Origin of the sequence: uncultured Roseobacter sp., from assembly GCF_947491795.1 — a bacterium.
Lineage (GTDB): Bacteria > Pseudomonadota > Alphaproteobacteria > Rhodobacterales > Rhodobacteraceae > Roseobacter.
Window position 1 is genome coordinate 72,979 of record NZ_CANLKW010000008.1, and the last position, 20,820, is coordinate 93,798.

Here is a 20,820-nt window from a genome sequence, read left to right on the forward strand (position 1 = left end):
GGCCCGGCGATCAGACCACGTGAGAGAACCAAAATTCGCTGGCACCAGGCACACTGGTTTTCCAGCAAGGCCCGGCGGTTACCATACGAAACAGGCCGTATGCACCCCCGTAAGAGATGAAAATGGCGCGTTGACACACGCGTTACGCGACCCTTAGGCTTAGGTAATATTTTAGAAAGTTCCGAAATGCGCGTTGGGCTGACGCTATTTGATTTCCTTGCTTCACGCGGAGTTGCCGTTAATGCGCTCCCGGCCCGGTTTACGAATTCGCTGGAAATCATCAGCCTGGACATTGCCGAAGAGACCGAGACCGCCGCATTCCTGCGCTGGCGTGGGACACTTCCGGCAAAGGAATTTCTCGAAGAGGTTCTGGGCGGACGTGCCATCGGCATCGAGACGCTGTCATGGCGGTTCACCCAGCTACGCGACACCACGGCAGTCCCGGACGGTGACGTGGAGAACCCGCCCGTTGCACATGAGTTGCGGATTGATCTGACGGGAGCGCGCGTTGAGCTCCCGAATGACCTTGGCATTTCTTTGCATCCGGCCGAAGAGGTTTCGGCGCGGGGCACGGACACAGCGCATCTGCGTGCTCTGCCCGGAGAGGACCGCACAGCTCTGGTCGGGGATCTGGCATTCCGCATTGTGCAAAGTGGCGATGCTGCACCCCAGGTCGGGCTGGCCGGTGCGGATGATCCGTTCCGTGCCTTTGATGATACCGGGGCTGTCGCGTCTCTGCGCCTTGATCCGCCTGCCGCCGTTTTCACCAAAGACGACGGCTTTGGCATCGTGGTTGACGGCGTCCAGATAGACGCATCCAAAGGGTTCACGCCGCCACAGATTGCCGCCGGTGATCCGTCCTGGACAGGTTTCAGACTGGAGCGCGTCGGTCTGTACCTGCCACATTCCATTCCGCTTTTTGGCAATCTGAACATCGTCGCCGAAGAGTTTCTGGTGCCAACCGGAGATACGGCCAGAGGGCTGCAGGGCAAGGTCACGGTTGAGACCGGGCGGCTGGCCGGTGGTGGCGCCACGATCCGTTTCACGCAGACAGAAGCGAGCATACCTGCGGACAAATCGCTTCCCGTCGAATGGGTCAGCAGTGGCGACTATACCGTCCGCTACCATCAGATTTTTGACCAGGACCGCGACCCGATACCCATCTTCATCACAGCGCAAAGCCCGGTGGCTGAGGGCACATGGCAGCTGTTGCGTGGTGGCCGCGTCGTGGACAGCAAACCTGGCGCTGTTTTTGGCCCCTTTCTGCCCGACGCAGAGACCGAACTGCGATACAAGCGGCAATCGCGCGATGCCGACGGGCCGGATTTCCAACTGCTGAAACGTCCCGGACAGACGCCGCCCGCAGATGGGAGAGAGGACTTTCCTGTGCCCGCCCAGACGTTCCGGTTTGTGCCTGTCGCTGATCCGCCTGCCGCCCTGTGGCAGATCAATGCCGAAAGCGACACGACCACGTCCATCGAGAGTATCGCCTATCTCACCGCCACTGTGTCCGATCTCACATCGCTGAGGTTTTCGGTCACAGATCAGGGCGGCAATGCACCGCCCGAAACGCCAAAGTGGTCCGTGTGGAAAGAAGGCACGCTGCCTGGAAAAGGAGACGCCACCGCGCTGCACGAGCCCACAGAGGCATCAGACACATTCTCGTGGGACGGCTGGCGCGATGGCACAACCGTGTCGCTCATTGCAAGGATCAGTGACAGGGAAAGCCGCCGTCTGCTGGTCACCCCACGCCCCGACGGCCCCCTGCTGGCAGGGCACAATCGACGGCGCGACGCGGGCAATGCCAGCCCCCGGATCACGGTCGTTGATGGCATCGGACAGCGCGGGATCACCCCGGATATGGTTTCTGCCGACGCCGTGTGGCGCAAGAAAGTCCTGCAGGACATTCAGGACGCCGCGCTTTTCGGTATGGGACGCGGAAAACCAGCCGACGCACAGGTGCCCGGAGCTGACGGAACGTTCAGCGTCGGAAATGGCGATGTGCTGCTGGTCCCGGTGATCTTTGGCACACCGGCCGAACCGACGGAAGCTTTGCCAGAAAGGCAGGTCCTCAAAAAACGCGTCCTTCTGATGGAGTATGACACGCAAAAACCGCTGCGCATGCTCAATGACGGGATAAAACCGGTGCCCGAGGGCAGGCTGACCAGCGGCGGACCAAAAGAGGCGCTTGCAACCGCTGAATGGCTCAGCAAAAGCGCCGCAGTGACAGCAACATCGGGTCAGGTCTGGCCCGGGGATGCTACTGAGAAAGACCCGGATGCAGAAAAAAAGGCCATCGCCAAAGCCACGAGGATGCTGGCGAACTGGATCATCGAACAGGAACTGGGCGGTGTTTCAGCCAGATTGTTTGTCGTGGCACATACCAGCCCCGAAGGCTCAAAGTCACACAACGAAAAACTCTCTGCGAACAAACGACTGCCGCGCGGCATGGAAATTGCCCGTGCCGCAATTGACCTGGTCAAAGCCGAGAGTAACGGGCCAAACATCGATATCACGGGACGGGCGGAGCACGGCAACAGACATCCTGCGGAACCACCCTATTCAAATCTGATCGGCTCATCGGCCGTGGCCCTGAAGGGCAGCAAAGACCAGCAGCAACAGGTACAGCCGCTGACCTACGCCCGGCGCGGTCAGATGGGCAAAGAAGACGACAGCGATCTGTGGATCGGCACACGCGCCGATATAAAGTCAGAAGACTTTCAGATCGAACGCAATGTCACTTTTATTCTGTCAGGTATCGCGCGGGCAAAGCTGCCTGTCCAGCCACCGGACACAACACGCCTCGTTCCGGTACTTGTGCCCGGCGCCGAGGGTGAGCCACCACAGCCGGTGGATATTGACACAGACGGCGTGGCGACGCCCTGGCGGCTGCGCGCGGAAATGGTCTGGGACGCGCCTCGCTATCAGGACAGTGATGATCTGATCCCGCTGCGCACAAAGGTAGAACTGGTGCTGCCACGCACTGTGCTGCCGGGTGTGCCTGCCAGCGACACGACGCATTTCTCGGTCATGGGCCAGATACTGCGTGATCGCCAGATTGCGGAAACAGAAGTGACGCTGGGCATTTCGGCACCGGATCACCCCGAAGGCCTGATGGAGTTCCGCCAGGGCGACGTGACCGCCGGCGGTATCGCCTTTGCGATGTTCGGACCGGCACTGCTCAAAGCGCTGACAGCAGGAGAAAGCGACCCGGCCCTGCCAGAAGAAGACGCTCAGGACGGATTGGCACGCGGAATTGCCGCAGGCGTCAGCATTGCCTCTGCGGGTATTCTGTCCACGGCCATGCAGGACGGACGCATCGTATGGACCGGTGCGCGACTGTCCGGCTCGCTGCCGCTGGGGCGTGCTGCATTTGCCGTCGATTACCTGACCGAAGCCAATATCAGGGCACGTCCGCTGGGTAACAACGGCCCAAGGGTAGAAACGACAGAACCCGTGGCCTTTGCCTGGTCCGACGTTGGCGTGAAAGTAGACTGGCGCCCCGATGATCCGCAGGTCGACCTCTCGGGTACTGCCGCCTATTTCCAGAAAAGCCGGGTCGAGATTGTCTCCTCGGGCCGCTGGACGATTTCGAACATTCTGGGAGATCTCGTCGATCTGCGCGATGTTCAGTTCGAGAACACGTCCGCCGCGCTGTCAGCCCGCGTCGTACCGACAAAACCGCTGGGTCCGCTGAAAGTTGACGCCATCGGGCTGACGGCCCGCTGGACAGAAACACCGCGCGAAGTTTCAGTGCATATCACCGAAGTTGCCGCCACCCTGAATATTGCCAAAGTGATCGAGGCCAGCGGTGCGCTGAGGTTCGGCGATGAAATCAGCGGCAGCCTATCGGTCGAAATTCCACCGGCTCAGATCGCGGGAGCCGCCAGTGTGTCGATCCGGGGCGAAGACCCGGCGATGGTGCATCTTGAGGCAGAAATCCGCTTTGCGTCACCGATCCCTGTCGGGTCTACCGGGCTGTCTGTCATGGGAGTTGCCGGCCGGTTTGTCGCCAACGGGGAACGCGCAACAGATCAGACAATCACGGATATCGTGGCGCGGGAACTGGACTGGGCCAGAAAAGGACCGCTGGACCGCTACCAGCCAAAGCCCGGCCAGTACGGCATTGGTTTTGGCGTGCTCCTCGGGACGACACCGGACATCGGGTTTTCGCTGAACGCCAAGGGCATGCTGACCGTTGGCTTTCCCGACCTTGAAGCTGTCGTTCAGGCCGATATCAAACTGGTCGAGCGCCGCTCCGCCCCCCCTGCGGAAGAAGACGCGCCAAAGGCAGACGCGGACATCCTTGCGCTGCTGGTCGTCAACGACGAAGGCGTGACAATCGCCGCCGAGGGCAACGTCACCATCCCCGGACAGATCAAAGCCTATATTCCGATCGGTGCGCATTTCCCGTTTGGAGTGGGCGATTTCTATATCCATCTGGGCAGCGATGGTGGCCCGGACCGTTCGGGCAATGCCATCACTGCAACGATCTTCCCGGGCACACTGAATGTGGACGGCTGGGCGTTTGTCATGATCCGTGAGGGCGGCATCCCGGACCTCGGCGGAGACCGTGCCGAAGGGCTCGATCTGACCGGCTTTTCAGTAGGCGCTGGTATCGGCATCGGGTTTGACCGGGAGTTCGGGCCATTTTCCGTGAATGCTTCGGCGTCAATGATCGCTGGCGTGGGCTTTGATCCGCTCATTGTGGTAGCGCGCCTGCAGGTCAACGGCGAGATCGACTTTTTCGTGGCATCTGTTCATCTTTCCGCCGGGCTGGACCTGCACTACAGCCCGGATGCCCTGAAGATCAGCGGCTGGATCGAAGGATCAGTCAGCCTTTTCTGGTTCGATCTGGAGGCCAGTGTTTTCCTCGAAGAAACCTTCGGCGGCGGCCCGGGTCCCACAGAGTTGCCCGGGGTTTTGCGCAGTATTCGCCTGACAGATCAGTCAGACCGCATCCTCGCCGAGACCGACCCCGAAAACCCGGCTGCAATGACTGACATTCCGGTTGATTCCATCATCAACCTGGAGTTTTTCCCGACGCCGCTGATCCGGGGCCTGCAGGATTTCAAAACGCCGGACCCCCGCCAGATCGAAGCAAACTGGGTGGGCAGTACCGGCGAACGGTATGGGTATGAGATCACCGGCATTGCACTCGACCGTCTGTCAGGCCCCGCAGGCTCTGATCTGGTTCTGAACCAGCCCGGCGGCCCCCTGCCCGCCGAGATTATCCGCCCGACCGATGGCAACGAAGGCCAGGCAGATGCCGGGCGCGCGTTGCGGCTGGGTCTTTTCGCAAACACGCCTGTTCCCTGGCTGGGTAATCTCTCGCGCGGCACCGATCAGACAGACGCCATCGCCGACGATGTTGTGGACGGCCTTTGTGATCCGGTCGTGCGCGAACGGGTCACGCTGTTTGGCACCGACATGTCTCCGGTCACCCCCGGCCGGTGGTGGGGCCGCAGCCGCGGTCCGGTAGAGGCCGGGTTCCGCGGATATTCGAAACTGAGCCAGAGCGTGCTGCGGGGCGCCGAGACCGGGATTGAGCTGATCACCGGTGTGGCTCTGCCCGATGACGGGTTGCTTGATCTTCCGACCCTGCGCAGTGCCATGATGGGCACGCGTTTTTCGGTCCGTGCGGGCGAGCATCTGGAACGCGGACCCGGTATTTTCCCGGCCTTCCCGGAGGGTGCTCTGATGCTGCCCTGCCTGATGCGGGATGATCAGCCGTTCAGGAGCCTGCCCGTGGAAATCGAACTGCGCGGGCAGGTACGCGATCCGGTCGTCACCCTGATATCTGATCTGGCAGCCAGACGTGCCGCCGAAGAGGACGCGCGGCCGGAAAAATTCTGTCCCCGCAAGCTGAAACCAAGTCCGCGTAAAGTGACCAAGCGCCAGGTGGACGATGTACTCTACCAGACGCGCGGATCGGGCTTTGTCATCGAGGACTCGCCCGGGGTTATGCAGAATGCCGTGCTCTTTGGTGGCGCCAGCGCCGACGTTCTGGATGTTGGTTTTCCCGCCGATGGTGCAGGATTCGAGTTCGAGCTTGATGCGCGCAGCAGGTTGTCACAGTCTGGCATCGTCACCGTCTCGATCCTGAACAAACAGGGGGCTCAGCTCTGGCAGGAACGTCTGCGCCTGCGCCGCTTTGGTACGGCACATATGGTCAGAGCGCCCCAGCGCGCGGGAGCACGCATTCTGCGCATTGCACCGCTGGGCGCGGATGTGACACTGCACCGGGTCTGTCAGATCGTTCGCCTGCCGGAAACCGGCGAGCCACAGCCCCGTGTCCTGGGAATTGATCACCGGGGGGCAATCCACGAATGGCCGGTAGAGAAGACCGGGCAGACCGGCGGGCCGACGGGGCTGGGCGGATTTACATGGAAATCCGCACCAAATGTGTCCGGCAGGCGCTGGAAGTCAATTCTCCTGGAACGGATGCCACACAGCTGGGTCGCCTTTGAAAAGCTGGAAGCGCTGTCCGTCGCAGCGGATGACGCCGCAACTGCGATCCAGACCCGCCGGACCAGCCGCGCGGGCAATTTTGCGGACCGTGCAATTCTGACGGGCAGCCCGACATCCAACCAGACCGGGATCACGGGTGACATCCCGGTTCTGGACACTGTCCCGCCCCAGGCGCGGCCGCCACTGTTGTTTCCCGACAGCGAGTACAGGCTCCGCATCAAATCGCGCGGGGCGATATGGCGCAAAGGTGAGGACAGCGAAACTGCGCCACAAACCGTTGCAGATGGTTTTGCGACCAGCCAGCCGCCCGGTGTCACGGCGCCGCAGAACCTGCCGGATATCGACATCACCTTCAGAACCGCACCGCCCGCTATGGCGCTGGAACGTGCCCGTGCCGCATTTGACCGCGCGCTGCCCGACGATCCGCGCGGCGCGCACTATACTGATGACGCGATGGCAGTGCTCTTTACCAGCACGATTGCGCCCGAACTTATCGAACTGTCAGGCGCAAAGCTGAAGTTCCGTGTGCGGCGGACCGACCCGCGCGGCGCAGGCGCAGAAGTTGCACCTGATCAGATGCAGCTTACGCGCACCGGCGGAAACCGTGATATCTGGCCGGGCGGGCACGGGGCCTTCGCGGATGCGCTTGCAGATAAGGCCCCCTGCGTCACCGGAACACCAACCGTCGGGGAAACGATGCTTCTGGATGTGCCGCTGGATCCTGACGCCTCTTACCTGCTGGATGTGTTTGCGCAGGACGCTGCCGGAAAAGATACTGAGTTTGGCCAGTCAAGATTCCGCACCTCCCGGTATTCCGGCCCCGAAGCGCAGCTGGCGGCGATGGGACTGTCCACTGGTGAGCCTGATCTTTTACCTGATCTGTTGCTGCGCACACATCCCCGCCCGGGCAATGAGGCCCCGTCTGACCTGACTTTTGAAAAGGCCTGCGCCGATCTGGAACTCGACCCGGAACCGCCTGCATTCCCGCAGGCGCAGGCCCTCTGGGTCTTTGACGGGGGCTGGAAACTCTCGGGCCTGCGTCTGTCATCTCCCGAAGCACTGAACCGCCAGGCCGTCCTGTTCGACAGCCGGGGGATCAGCCGCAGCGATGAACGGCTGAAACTGCACGCAGCCTCCATGACAACACCAGCAGGCGACACGCGGCTGCGGCTGGTGCAGCGGGATGCACAGGGCGCGCGCTGGATCTTTGCCTTTGACACCCCTGTCGCCGTGCCCGCCGACGCGGAATTCCGTGTCGAATTCATTCAGCGCGGCCATGTGTGGCAGGATGGTATCCTGGTGCACCGTCCGCGCGCTCTGAACGTCCGGGGCGGGCTTCGCTCTGTGCCGCTGGTTGCTGAAATCGAGGGTCTGACATGATTTTCGCCCGTTCCACGCCCGCACATCTGGCACTTTCTGCAAGCGTCGCAAGTCAGGACATCTGGCTGCCGGATGCCATGCACTGCCGGTTTGATGCATCCGAAACGCTGGGGTTTTCGCAATCTCCTACCTTTGTCACATGGGCACCGCTCGACGATCTGGTCCCGGAAAACTTTGTGACGACCACACCGCTGCCGGACTGGCGTTTCCGGCGCGGCAGCGGTCTGTTCACGCAGTCACTGAACGTCCCACCTGCATCCGCACTGGGGCTGGAAGTGACGTCCTTTGCACCGGTTACCTTTTCGCTGCCCGCGAGAGCGATGGTTTCAGCACAGGTGACGATCCGTCAGGCGCGCGGCACGTTTCCGGGCCAGGCACGTGTGTTCGGGATCATTGAAACACCGGGCGGCGAAATCAGGGTCGCCGCCCGACGAAACGGATCCGTCTACAGCCTCGCCGGGCGCCGCTTTGACTATCTGCTGATCGAAACACCCGGGCCGCGAATTGCGATCGACCGGATCACAGGCATGACAGAAGACGGTTTGTGGGACGCAAAAATCTGGCAGGGGATTTTCCGCCGGGACAAAATCCGCCATGCGCTGACGCTCGACGCTCTGTTTGCCAGATCTCAGCGCCTGAGCAACCAGGAGCGCAACGCTCTGCGGGCAGATCCCGCCACAAATGCCGCACTGGCCGCAATCTCCGCGCTGTCGGGCAATGCCTCTGTTGCGGCACCGATGCCACCGTTGGATGGCCCCCTGTTCCCGCCCGGATCAGATGAGGCGCGCGCACATCAGGCCACCGCCGGGACGGCAATTTCAGCAGCATTGCAGCGTCTCATGACGTTGATCGATGCGCCTCTGCCACAGCGCGGGCAGCTGACCCAGGATCAGACACAGACGGCCTCCGGCAGCACCGCCACGGGACAGATCCGGCCATTGCACGAACTCATGCTGGCCTGCGAAGACGTGTTCCTGTCCACGGTGCTGGGCCGGCGGATCGCGCTGCCCCTGCCTGAACCCGCGACAGGGCCTGTTCTTGTTTCTGCCCGTTCAATCTGGATGATACCTGATGCGGACAGATCAAGGCTGGGCACGCTGTCCGCGCATGTGCTCGATGACCGCGCCGCACTGCGCGATCTGATTGCCACAGAACGGCTAGATCCTGCAGGCCGGGTCCTCGAAAAATTTATTCCAGGTGCGTTCAACGGCCGTTTCCTGCCCGTCGAGGCCCGCATTCTCATCGATCCGGCCCTTCCCGATAGCCCGCCAGAACGCCCGGTTGTGACACCCGTGGACGTCATTCAGCCCATCAATCCTGACGGCCAGACACGCAGCATAACCATGCGTGCGACCGTGACACCCGGTGCAGCACTTGTCGCCGACCGGGGGGATGTTGCGCCGTTCCGTCGCCTCAATCCGCTCGAAGTCAAAGCCACCACCCTGCCCGACGGCAGAGTTCTGCCTGAACGGTACAAACCGATTTTTGGTATGTCAGACAGCGGCGCGGCCCCCCTGGGCCTGGGGTCCGTCCGGATCAGTGATCGCAGCGCTGGATTTGAAGCCACGCCCTACCGGATCGCGCAACGTGACGGGTTTGGCAGGTGGAGTGGTTTCACGGGCCTGACTGTCCCGCTTCTGGAACGTCCCGTACCGCCCGCGCCCACACTGCGGCTGGGTCTGAGACGTGGGGCAGGACCGGCTGGTGCTGATCTTCTGGATGTCGAGGTCGCATCGCCGCACAAAGGGCTGATTGCACCGGGCGGGCTGCCAATCACAGAGCTCGAAATCAATGTTCCGATCGGCGTGGCACCACAGGACAGCTTTAGCATCACCTTCGGCCAGCTGCCCGCAAACGGTGACAGTCTGCCCCCGGTGTCGCGCAGTGTAACGCTGCCCGCCGCACCCGGTGTCGGGGAAATCCGCGAGGCCCGTGTAACCGCCTTTTTCACCGACAGCGCGGGGACACCTGGACCGGACGCCGTCGCAAAGCGCAGCATAGCCGATGCAACCCCGCCGCCACCACCCGGGCCGCTCCCGGCGCTGACGCCGCTCTCGTTTCCGGATGCAAACGGCGTGACGCGCGCCGAGCTGACGGTCACGGGGCTGCACGCATCCGTCGCTCATCTCAGGGTTTTTGTCGCACAGGAAGCGAGCCTGCGTGCCGGGTTGGAACGCAGCGGTCAGCCCGATCTGGTCGCAGCAGCCGGTGCAATCGCTGCAGAAGCCGATCTGGCAGCGCGGGCCGCACTGGCCGAAGCTGTGGCAGACAGACTGCCGGAAGATATCTGGGCCGGCGCGGGTGATGTTGCCGTCACTGCTGCTGGGGCACAGATCAGTCATCCGGTGAATGGTCTGCCCCGCGATCTGGTCTGTCTGATGATACGAACTGTCACGGCGGGTGACATCGAAAGTACCAGCGGCCAGATTGCCTTTTTCGGATTGCCGGTGCCGAAACCGCTGGCCCCCCCGGCGCTGGAAGCCCGGATGCTGGATGAAACCGGATTTGAAATTCTGATCCCGCGCCCCGCCGGGCCGGTGCCGGACGAAATCAGGCTGATGCGTTCGGCGGATTCGGACGATGCGGCACGGATGCTGCCCGTGCGCGTCATTTTAACAGACGACACGACAACCTGGCCCCTGCGGATCCTGGACCGCGGCGAAACCACCCTGGGCCCGACCGCGCGGCTGACGCCTTACACGACCTGGCGGTGGCGCGCGCAGTCACGTGCCGCCCCCCGTTTCAATGGCGCTGCACCCGGACCCTGGACGCAACCGGGGCCGGCAGCGCGGGCCCGGATCATTCCGCCGGGCCCGCCACCCTCGCCTGTTGTCACAGCTGACCGCGACCCCGCGACCCCCGGTGCGGTGATTGTCACCGTCAGTGACCTGCCGGCCGGATCGCTGCTGTTGCATATCGCGTCCCTGCCTGGCGCCCCGGCCACTGATCCGCTGCGCGTAACGGCACCGGAAATGAAAGTGGTTCTGCCACCCGACCCGGACCGGCGGGCCATTCGCGTACATCTTTCTGATCCTCTTGGACGCACCAGTGATCCGGTAGCCGTTGACGCGGGGGCGCTGGCATGACGCAGCTCTCTGACATCCGGACCCTTGGTTTTTCGGCCCCCTTTCTTGGACCGTGGTTCAGCAGCAGTGACCCTGACCGGGTCCTGAGCCTGCCTGCACCCCAAGCAGACCTGGGTGTCAGACTGCCAGACCCGGGTGCCGCCGGTCCGCTGATCTGGCAGGCCCCTGCGCTCGGAACACTGGGGTACGCCCGCAGCGGACCGCGTGCACCGCTGGCCATTCTCAGGCTGCGGGCCGCTGACGGCAGCCGCCTGTTTGACACCCCCGGCATCTTTGTTGCGCGCTTTGCCTTTCACGACGGCGTCGCAAGCCGTCTGCGACAGTTGTGGGAGGCGCTGCCACCCGCCACCGACAATGCAGCCCTGAATGACCGGCCCTTTCCCGCAAGTCTGACACTGGCAGTGCCGGGTGCCGACGCGACCGCAATCGGGGCTATGGTCGTGCCGCCGGTCGCCGCTGGTGATACTGGTGAGGCGCTCGGCCTTGATCCCATTGGCCCGGCATTCAGGCCACGGCTGACGCGCGATTTCAAAGGCCCGATGCCGGTGATGCCCGATCTGGGTGCACAGGTTTCTGTCAGCCCGACGGATCCGGTAACGGCGGCAACACTGCTGCGGCTGAACACACAACAGATCGCACAAAGCACGCTCTATGCGCATGACGCCGACGGCCTTCCCATAGACCCCGGCATGGTTGCGGCACAGTTTCTGGCTCTGGTGACAGTGCATCCCGAACTGATGCCGGAAATTATCCCAGGGGTCGCAACACCGTCGCCACCCAGACCCCGTGACATCTGTGCGACTGACAATGCGCTGTCTGTTCATCTGATGGCATCTTCCGGTGGCACCCTGCACCCGCAGGCTGCCGCGCGTGTTTCCGCACAGACGAGCGACAGCAGCACCGAAGCCGGTGCGGTTCTGATGTCTCTGACCGGGCAGGATGCGACGCTGCGTCTTGCCGCACCCGACACCGGTGATCCGGATGCAGAACAGATGATCGCCGGCCTTCTGCCAAACGGGACCCACCTTGCACAACCCGAACTGGCTGTGCTGACAACACCTCTGACGCGGGATCAGCTGCGTCTGGGCATCACGGCGCACGAGGCGCTGCTGACGGGCCTGGCCGCAAACACGCAAAGCCAGGAGTTTCCCTCCAGCCAGATTGCGGTCGCCCGCGGCCTTGTGGATCTGAACATAACCGGCGCTGGCTTCGGCGCAGCACTGACCGGGTGCCTGGCGACTGGCCCCGGTAATATGGCATCCGAAGTTGCAGATCCGGACTTTGGGTCGCCCACCGCAGAGCCTGATCCGGCTGACCTGCCTCTTGATCTTGTACCGGACGATCTGCGCGCGCATCTGACGCTGACCCTGAAACATGTGACCGGCACAGGCGCGCGGGATGGCATCGACTTTGTCACCGGTCAGGCCCTTCTGGCCAGCCTGCGGCTCGATCCTGCTGCCCTGCCACAAGGTGTCGCAGCACCGGTTCCCGGCACGGCTGTCCGCGCCTATCTGCATACCCTGGACGCCAAAACCGGGCGTCTCGCCTATCTGCCGGATGGCTGCGGACGGTGGCGCGAAGCAGCCGGTACCCTGGCACTGGATCTGGTGCTGACCGGTCTGCCGCCATACACCGAAGCCGGTGATCCGCCCACCGTTGCGTTTGATATTCTGATGACGGCACCGGGACGCCCCCGGCTGCTGCGCGATCTGCGGGGGCCAAGGCCGGTTTTTGCACCGGGCACGCCACTGGGCGACGCATCGTCTGCCCCGGTGGTGCTGCATGCAGAAGCGGGGCGTACTGACCCCGAACCGCATTTGCAGTCCCCGGGCGAGACCCTGATCGCCGATCCGGATGGCACGCCCCGGCTGATCCTTCCCGACGCGGCGGCAGGATACAGCCCGGATACCCTGGCAAATGTGCTGGATGCCACGCACAGCGTAACCCGCCTGCCAGCCCCCTCGATGCCCGCACCTGTAAGGGATCTGGCCGCGATGACCGGCGCTGCCGTCACCGAAACGGACACCTTTGACATCGGCGGCGGGCTGGTTGGCCGACACCGGGGCACATATGCCGCCACTGCGGTCCGCGCGCTTCTGGCCACGGCTCCAGCCTCTTCCCGGCTGCTGGGTGACAGCGCCCTGGCAGCACCTTTTCAAACCGTGCGCGGCATGCCAGCCCTGCAGGTGTCTGCGGCGGTCCGGGGCCCCGCAACGGCCGCACTGGCAGAAGCACTCAGAGGGATCACAACCCCGGACCCCATTGATCTGGTGCAAAACGCGCCGGAGCCACTGGCAATTGATGATCCCGACGACCCGGGCGCACAAATTGCCGTTCTCCGCACCACCGGGCCGGGTGGTGAGGGCGCGCAGGCCGGTGCTGCCCTCGCGGCGCTGAACACCTTTGATGCGCTGCGGGATATCGAAACAGCGCTGGCTGATCTGAAATCACAGGCACCGGCACAGCTGGCCCCGGTCATCACACAGATAGAAGCCGCGATAGCCGGTCAGGCCCACAGAGGCCGGGCGATCCATCGCCGCCTGCTGGCCGCGCAGGGCACAACAGAAACGGCAACTGCGCTGAATGCGGCGGTCGGTCAGGCCGAACATGAGGTGGTGCTAGCTGCTGAAACATTCAGCGACGCCGCGGGTCCTGCAGGGGATTTTCGGAACGCTCTGGTCGCAGGAATGACCGCCAATCCAACACTGCGGGTTATCGCAATGGTCCCGGACCGCATCGCCGCGACCCGCATTTTTGATCCTGACACCACTATGGATGACGGTGCAAAACAGTGGCTCGCCCCGCTGATCGGCGAGGACCCGGACCGCGTGGTTGTTCTGCGCAGCAGCGGCCCGCTGCGTTCACGTCTGCGGGGTTTTGGCAGCTATGTTGCTGTTGACGGGCTGGCTGCCTGGGTTCTGCCCGGCGGGCTCAGCGAATGGGGGCTGGAGCGTAACAGCTCGATCGCTCTGGGACTTTTTGGCGAGGCGATCACCCGCGGGCGCTCTCAGCTGGTCGAAACCACAACCCGCCGGCTGATGGCATGGTTTCTGGGGGTGGACGAAACTGCCCTGCCGTTTGACTGGGCTGATCTCTCTGCGCGTCCGACCACAGGCGATGGCCCCTAGCAGCCACCTTTCAGGATGGCCCTGTGAGCGCAGATCAGCAGGCAAGCACCAGACGTACGAGATGTGCGTCGCACCCGGGGTCTGACTTCAGAAAACACGCCCGCAGCGAAGACACTGCGCTGGTCCAGTCATCGCGATGTTTTGCGCTGCAAAACGCCACCTCCCGGCCACTGACCTGTGCGGAATACTCCGCACGCGCCGGCGCGCCGCTGACAGGGCATTTTTCGTTTGCTGCATGTCCCGATGTGTCATGATCACCGCCATAGCCGCCGTGTTCATGCCTGTCCCGGTCTTTGCGGGGTGGATAATGCGCAGCGGCAATTGCCGCGGCTGCTTCAAACCGGTCCCGGTCTTCAACTGCATTAAAGCCAACCACATGCCCTTCAAATGTCGTCAGGGCATCGGCGCTGACGGGCCGCCGCGTCCAGGGACAGGTTTTGTTGATGCTGCCCACGTCCTGGCGCGCGCGCCCACCTGATCCGCCCGAGTGGCTGTGATCATGAATATGAACCGATCCGTCCTCGGACGGGTCCGGCTGTGGCGCTGCATGACCGCCCGCGCCGATAGGATTCCCGTCCGCGTCCAGCCTGCTCATGATCTCGCGGAAATAGGTCACCGCATGACGAAAACGATCATGATGCGCGCGCGAACAGAACCCGACAGATCCGCTGGACAGCCGCACAATGGCGTCCCGCAGTACCGGGCGGCCCGACCAGGGGCATGTGTCCGCGCGCGCAGGTGCAGCCTGCGCTGTTACGTGGCTGTCTCCGGTGTCACGGATGGCAACAAACCGGTCCCTGTGTGCTGTGCTGCAAAAGCCGACGGTCCGCCCTTCAAACACAGTGGTTGCATCTGCGCGCACGGGTTTGCCGGACCAGGGACATGTCGCGTTGACCGCCCCTCCGGCCCCGCTCGAAGGCCGATAGTACACGTGAACTTTCAACCGCTCGCGCCAGGCCATCAGCACGACATCCTCGATATCGGAAGAAATGCACAACCGCACATGCGCATCGCCGCAGCCTTTCACGACTATGACCTGCGGATCGCCGAAACAGTCATACTCTACCTTGCAGATCTTACCTTCGAAACAGACCATGCCATCCCCCTCTCCGGGTTTTGACGGATCGTCGTGGCCGTCCGGGTCTCCGTCGTTCGGATCACCCTGCCCGTCGCCCGGTTTGTCGCTGCCCGGCGTGCCGGTCCCATGCGGAGATGGATCGATGCTCTCCGGGTTTCCGCCAAATCCGCGTACGCGCTCGGCAATCTCAAAAAGATACCGCTCGAACACAGGAAACCAGCGGTCGTTTTCGGGCATGTTCTCAAATACATAGCGCAGCAGCGACAGTTTGCGTCCCTCGCCGTCCAGCAGGTCCGGCCCGTGATCAACCGGGATGCGAAGATCAAAGGCACCGACCCAGCGCAGCGTGCGCCCGGAAAACTGCTTGACTGACAGGGTATAAACCTGGCCTTTGATGATCCCCAGCGGCAGGGTGACACTGATCAGACCGGCGATGTTCAGTTCCCGACCGCCCGGCAGTGCGACATAGCTCACCGGCCCCGGTTCGAACGCCAGCGTGTTGTCGTCTATGCGGCGCAGCGTCGGCGGCCCGTTCCTGATCGCTGAAAGCTGCAGCACCTCGTCGATGTCCACGTCCGGCAGATAGATCTCTATGCGCGTGCCCGGTGGCAGGTTGTTGCGCTCAAAAACCAGCTCATCCGGTCTGGCGCCGCGCCGGGTAGAGGCAACCGTCTGGCGCTGTGCGGCCAGCAATGTCTCGGTCGGTGCCTCAGACGGCTTCACATCCATCGTTGTCTGAGCCGTGCGCGTGATGGTCTCCAGCCCCGGGTTGGCGACCGGCACAGTAGCAAGGTTGCGCTGTGACAGGTTGTCCGACGTGGCCGGTGTCTGCCCTGGCTGGGTCGGATCCTCGTCATACTGTATCTCGGCAACCAGACACTGGTGATACCCGCGCACGTGATCCAGGATCGAACGCGGACCGCCGCCTTCGATCAGGTCGATGAAAAACCCTTCTTCACCGTATGGTCCGTCGTCCTTTGGAAAAGGCGGGAAATGCGGCTCGGTCGTATTCACGTCCAGCCAGCAGCCATAATAGCGATAGGCCGTCTCGGGCCCCGCGGCAAAGAGTGTCTTCTGATTGACCACATTGTCCTGCTGATCGGCCATGCTCTGATCCGGCGTCACGCGCGGGGCCGCGAAAAACGGCATGGAGATGATGGACACACCCTGTTTGCCCAGGCCCGGTACATCGCCGCCCGGGCCCTGCAACGTGCGGTAGGTGGTAAAGGTGTTGAACTCCAGTGCTGTGCCAACCGTGTTGAACATGCGGAAAAAGACTTTGACGTTTTCGGCGTCCTCGCCTGGCACAGACAGAAAGCGCACCCGTGCGATAGCAAAGTTATACGTGCCGTTATCGTTCTGCGGCACTTCCAGAACGACCGGGTTTTCCTCCTGGGATGTATCCAGCGTCAGAAAGGGGTGCTGATCACTGTCATCGGGGGTCGGTGTGTTCTCATAGGCATCCAGCAGCCCCTGTAAATAAGCCTGCGGCCCGCCTACCGCATTCACATCACCTACACTGGCTTTGTGAATACGCAGATCGTCGCTGAGATAGTGCGGATTACCATCCCGCATGTAAGGGTTGGCACGTTTCATCAGCGTCAGATTGACGGAAATCGTCCGCCCGCCCAGCGTGGCGCGTACTTCGATGAACCGGACCTGGTCGTCGTCAAACGTGTCATAGGCGCTCTCGTTCTCGAAAACGACATTGTAAACATAGCGAAAGCGCTGCGCAGTGTCGGGATTGTTTGTCGGATTGACCTCAAAGTCCTGTGCGGCGGGGTCAATACGCATGCCGGGAACATCCGGATCGCCCGTGGTAAAGCGGAAAGAGATCTCGGGCTGTTCTGCGGGAACGTTCAGCTCGTGTGGCAGAAAGCCCTCAAAAATGAAATCTATCGCGTCCTCGAAAACGGCCTCGTCAGTGCCGGTATCCGGCAGCGTCATCGCCCGCACAGCCAGCAGCGAATAGGTGCTGATCTGCAGAACTGCAAATGCGTCCTGATGTGCAATCCGGACAAACCTGCCCTGTACCGAAGGCGTGTTTTCGTTGCGCAGAACGTAAAGCATGTAATAACCGGGCGGCGCGGTGTTGGGCGACAGCGGCGTCGTCGCGGTGATCACTGCGCCCGACTGACTGAACGGCAGGGTCAGATAGCGCTGATCACCGTCAAAAGCGTGGGTGAAACTGCCACAGCGCACCAGAACCACACGGTGCATGGCCGCGCCACTTCCCATGGTGATCCTGATCTGATCACCATAGCCTGCCGTCAGGGGCGAGGCGTTGATCGTGGGACGGTTGTTTCCATAATTCGGGCGGTAAACCTCAATGGTCTCCTCGCGGTTCGACGCATCCGGATCGGTCAGCGCGTCTCCTTCGGCCCCGTGCGTTGAGCCCGCCGCCCAGACACTGCCGTCCGGCTGCAGCACGGCGCAGGAATGATACCCGCGCCTGCGCTGGGACTGTTCACCGGCACCCGTACGTGTGTCCCATGTGCCGGGCAGTGCCAGACCATCATCATCGGTCAGATACCGGCCCGTCGACCAGTCAATGGCAGGCGTATAGATTTCCGGAAACTGGACGTCGGTTGTATCGTTGCGCACCCCAAAGGCGAAAAAGACCTGGCCCGTGGGCAGGATAATGCCGTGCAGGTTGTTGCGGCGCGGAGGCGACGGGTCGTCAGGGAATGCTTCACGGTTGCCTGCAGACATCCACTGAGGCGAAGAAGCCGCCAGGTTCAGACGCTCCGGCGCTGCCGCTCCGGCGACCAGAACCCAGACATTTGCGCCATCGCCGTGCAGTATTGGCAACATCACAGACGAGGTCACCGCCGAACAGTTGGCATCATCATAGAGTGCGTCCAGATGATTGCCGAACCCGTTGCTGACAAAAGTCCCGACGTAGGGATCATAAAGACGCGTATCCCCGTGCACCTTACTGACCGTGCTGAAAAAAACGTGGCCTGATGGCGCGAGGTGCATCCGGTTGTACTCGTCCAGCCCAAAGCCCTGTTCCAGCTCTGCGTCGCGCATGTTCATCCAGGTGTTCAGGCCTGGCACGTACACTTCGGGGACGTTGTTGTTGTGGCGTCGCCCCCCGGGTGTCGGCCAGTCGTCGATCATATCGTCGCCCCGGCCGATCGGGTGCCCGCCATGGGCAAGGACACGACCGTTCGCCAGCGTCACACAGGTCGGATACCAGCGCCCGCCACCGCGAACCACACTGTTGGGCTGCGGGTTCATATCGGCCAGCCGTTCCCAGGTACCCTCGCGTGGCTTAAAGGCCCAGGTGTCGCGGATGCCACTGCCACCGTGTCCGTGCTGGTGCCACCAGACCGGTTCGCCTTCTTCATCCAGGATCGGGTTCCCCTGGTCGTCCTCTATGAACTGTCGGTCTGCGCCGACCTGGGTGCCGCCGACAACCAGCCAGCGTCCGTCTGCCAGATGTGCGTGACCGGCACAGAAAAGATTGCGCCGACCCTCTTCATCGTCGGCCACTTCAGGCAGTTCGTATATCTGGTCTTCGCCCGGACCCGGGTCACATCTCCAGGCGAAAGAGCGCCCGCGCTGCTCCCCGAAAAATCCTTCAAAAAATACATTCTCGCCGGTTGGTGTTGTCGGCACCAGCGCGGCGTGAATAGCCACAATATCGGTCTCTACGAGAGGATCCCACGGCATAGCCCACCTCCTCCTGAATACCATCACCCTACCATAAGTTGAGGAAATCTCCTAACGGCCCGCAAACCGGGAGAGTGCCCTGCCGTTTGTGGTGCAGCATCCTGGAGGAGACGCGGCACCTGCGGAGCAGGCACAGATGCGGGCGTTTGACACAAAGAACAGGCCGTCGCGCGGATTGCATGAGCGCTCCGAAAAATCCGCAGGTGGCTTCAAATAAAAACCGTCCTGTGAAACACTTGCCGTGAATTGGCGGGGGAAACTGCATGCATGTTCTGACTGTTCTGGACCACCCGCAACCGGCGTCTTTTTCTGCTGCTGTCGCAGAAAAATTCAACGCGGGTGCAGAAACGGCTGGTCACACGACCGAACTGGCAGACCTGCACGCCGAAGGGTTTGATCCGCGGTGGACGAGGGCGGACATCGCAGCGGACAGCGGCGCGCCGGTGCCACAGGATATCCTGGCAGAACAGACGCGGATCAACCGGGCCGATGCCATCTGCATGGTGTTCCCACTTTTCTGGTGGGGCATGCCGGCCATGACCAAAGGCTGGGTCGACAGGGTCTGGTCATGGGGGTGGGCATACGATCAGCTGAATGATCCTGAGGCGTCTCTTCAGCGCCCCCGCACAGGTGTTCTGCTGGTCCCGGCCGGCGCGCGGTCCACAGAGATCAGAGAACTGGGACATCACGCGGCGCTTGAAACCGCGTGGATGTCGGGCACTTTCGGTTACTTCGGGTTCACACAAAGACAGTTGAAACTGCTGTGCGGCTCAAAGGGATCAGAGGCCCGGCGGGCTGCCCTGCTGGAGGATGCCTGGCAGACCGGGCATTCGCTCGTCCCACCGGCACCGCCTCGCACGGCTGGCTGACGTGGCGCGGGGCTGATCCATTTCGTTCTGTCCTGGCGTTCTTTCAAAGTCTTTCTGGTCACGTTCAGACCGGGCGCAGGAACCTGATCAAAAGCTGTTTTGGCAGGTCGAAACGAACCAGAACCGCAGAACGACTCACTTTTAGCTAAGTTCAAGCAGAACACATTCGTGTTCGACAAAATCATTTCTGGAGCTGCACTGTTCACGATCAGGAACCGAATTGACACAATTCCGCCAGTTTTCCCCTTGGATTATGGCATCATGTAGACTTTTTGTAATCTTCACGGCATTAGAGTGGCGGTTTAGTGGTAACAGCAGCCCGGGATGCGCGCTGCGAAAGGAAGAATTATGAGTCTGAGAACGCTTCTTGTCACAACATCTTTTGTTGTATCGGCATCCGTATGGTCGGTCGTTGCATCGCAGCCCGCAATCGCGCAGCAAACAGGCACTACTCTCAATCAGTGTACCACGGCAGCAACCGGCGGCGCTGTAGACTCTCTTTCAATCGATGCACTCTGTGGCTGCGAAACGGTCACATCCGGATTTATCGAATATATTCAGCAGCATCCCAATTTCGTCGATATTCTTCTCGGCACCGGCGAACAGTGCCCGGGCCTGTCTTTGTTACTGTCAGATAACCCGACGGCCAGCATTATTCCTGACGACCCGACCGGCAGCACTATCCCTGACGACCCGACCGGCAGCACTGCGGCCGGCACCGGTAACAGCGATGAGGACACGGCCGATCCCGCGACGGGAGGCGACGGTGGCACAGGTGACGGCGGCACCGGCACAGGAGATGGCGGCACCGGCACAGGTGACGGCGGCACCGGCACAGGTGACGGCGGCACCGGCACAGGAGATGGCGGCACCGGCACAGGTGATGGCGGCACCGGCACAGGTGACGGCGGCACCGGCACAGGTGACGGCGGCACCGGCACAGGTGATGGCGGCACCGGCACAGGAGATGGCGGCACCGGCACAGGAGATGGCGGCACCGGCACAGGTGACGGCGGCACCGGCACAGGAGATGGCGGCACCGGCACAGGTGACGGCGGCACCGGCACAGGTGATGGCGGCACCGGCACAGGTGACGGCGGCACCGGCACAGGTGACGGCGGCACCGGCAC

5 protein-coding genes and 1 pseudogene are annotated in these 20,820 nt (G+C 62.4%); 5 read left to right on the forward strand and 1 reads right to left on the reverse strand.

Annotation, left to right across the window (positions count from 1 at the left end; all coding sequences use genetic code 11):
- Positions 1-186: 186 nt before the first annotated feature.
- From Q1A34_RS20215 to Q1A34_RS20225, 3 genes are read left to right on the forward strand one after another with little or no spacing between them, the layout of a single operon-like run.
- Positions 187-7,851 carry a hypothetical protein gene (locus tag Q1A34_RS20215; protein WP_300038891.1) on the forward strand — a complete coding sequence of 2,555 codons (7,665 nt, stop codon included), beginning with the start codon at positions 187-189 and terminating at the stop codon, positions 7,849-7,851.
- Positions 7,848-10,937, forward strand: a complete 3,090-nt coding sequence (locus Q1A34_RS20220; RefSeq protein WP_300038894.1) for a hypothetical protein — start codon at positions 7,848-7,850, stop codon at positions 10,935-10,937. The genes Q1A34_RS20215 and Q1A34_RS20220 overlap by 4 nt, the downstream gene beginning before the upstream one ends.
- Entirely contained in the window at positions 10,934-14,065 is a 3,132-nt protein-coding gene (locus Q1A34_RS20225; RefSeq protein WP_300038897.1) for a hypothetical protein, read from the forward strand. The genes Q1A34_RS20220 and Q1A34_RS20225 overlap by 4 nt, the downstream gene beginning before the upstream one ends.
- A 34-nt stretch (positions 14,066-14,099) precedes the next feature.
- Here Q1A34_RS20225 and Q1A34_RS20230 read toward each other — a convergent pair whose 3' ends face one another.
- Positions 14,100-18,821: a galactose oxidase early set domain-containing protein gene (locus tag Q1A34_RS20230; protein ID WP_300038900.1), complete on the reverse strand. Its 4,722-nt coding sequence runs from the start codon at positions 18,819-18,821 to the stop codon at positions 14,100-14,102.
- Between the two features lie 263 nt (positions 18,822-19,084).
- Here Q1A34_RS20230 and Q1A34_RS20235 point away from each other — a divergent pair, with 263 nt between their 5' ends.
- Both Q1A34_RS20235 and Q1A34_RS20240 read left to right on the forward strand, forming a co-directional pair.
- Positions 19,085-19,690 carry an NAD(P)H-dependent oxidoreductase gene (locus tag Q1A34_RS20235; protein ID WP_300038903.1) on the forward strand — a complete coding sequence of 202 codons (606 nt, stop codon included), beginning with the start codon at positions 19,085-19,087 and terminating at the stop codon, positions 19,688-19,690.
- Positions 19,691-20,038: 348 nt separating this feature from the next.
- Positions 20,039-20,820 (forward strand): annotated as a pseudogene (locus Q1A34_RS20240) (hypothetical protein); the annotation flags it as partial.

Bases quoted from the DNA above. Each gene is read 5' to 3' on its own strand.
- Q1A34_RS20215 (WP_300038891.1), top strand. From the start codon at position 187: ATGCGCGTTGGGCTGACGCTATTTGATTTCCTTGCTTCACGCGGAGTT.
- Q1A34_RS20220 (WP_300038894.1), top strand. From the start codon at position 7,848: ATGATTTTCGCCCGTTCCACGCCCGCACATCTGGCACTTTCTGCAAGC.
- Q1A34_RS20225 (WP_300038897.1), top strand. From the start codon at position 10,934: ATGACGCAGCTCTCTGACATCCGGACCCTTGGTTTTTCGGCCCCCTTT.
- Q1A34_RS20230 (WP_300038900.1), bottom strand. From the start codon at position 18,821: ATGCCGTGGGATCCTCTCGTAGAGACCGATATTGTGGCTATTCACGCC.
- Q1A34_RS20235 (WP_300038903.1), top strand. From the start codon at position 19,085: ATGCATGTTCTGACTGTTCTGGACCACCCGCAACCGGCGTCTTTTTCT.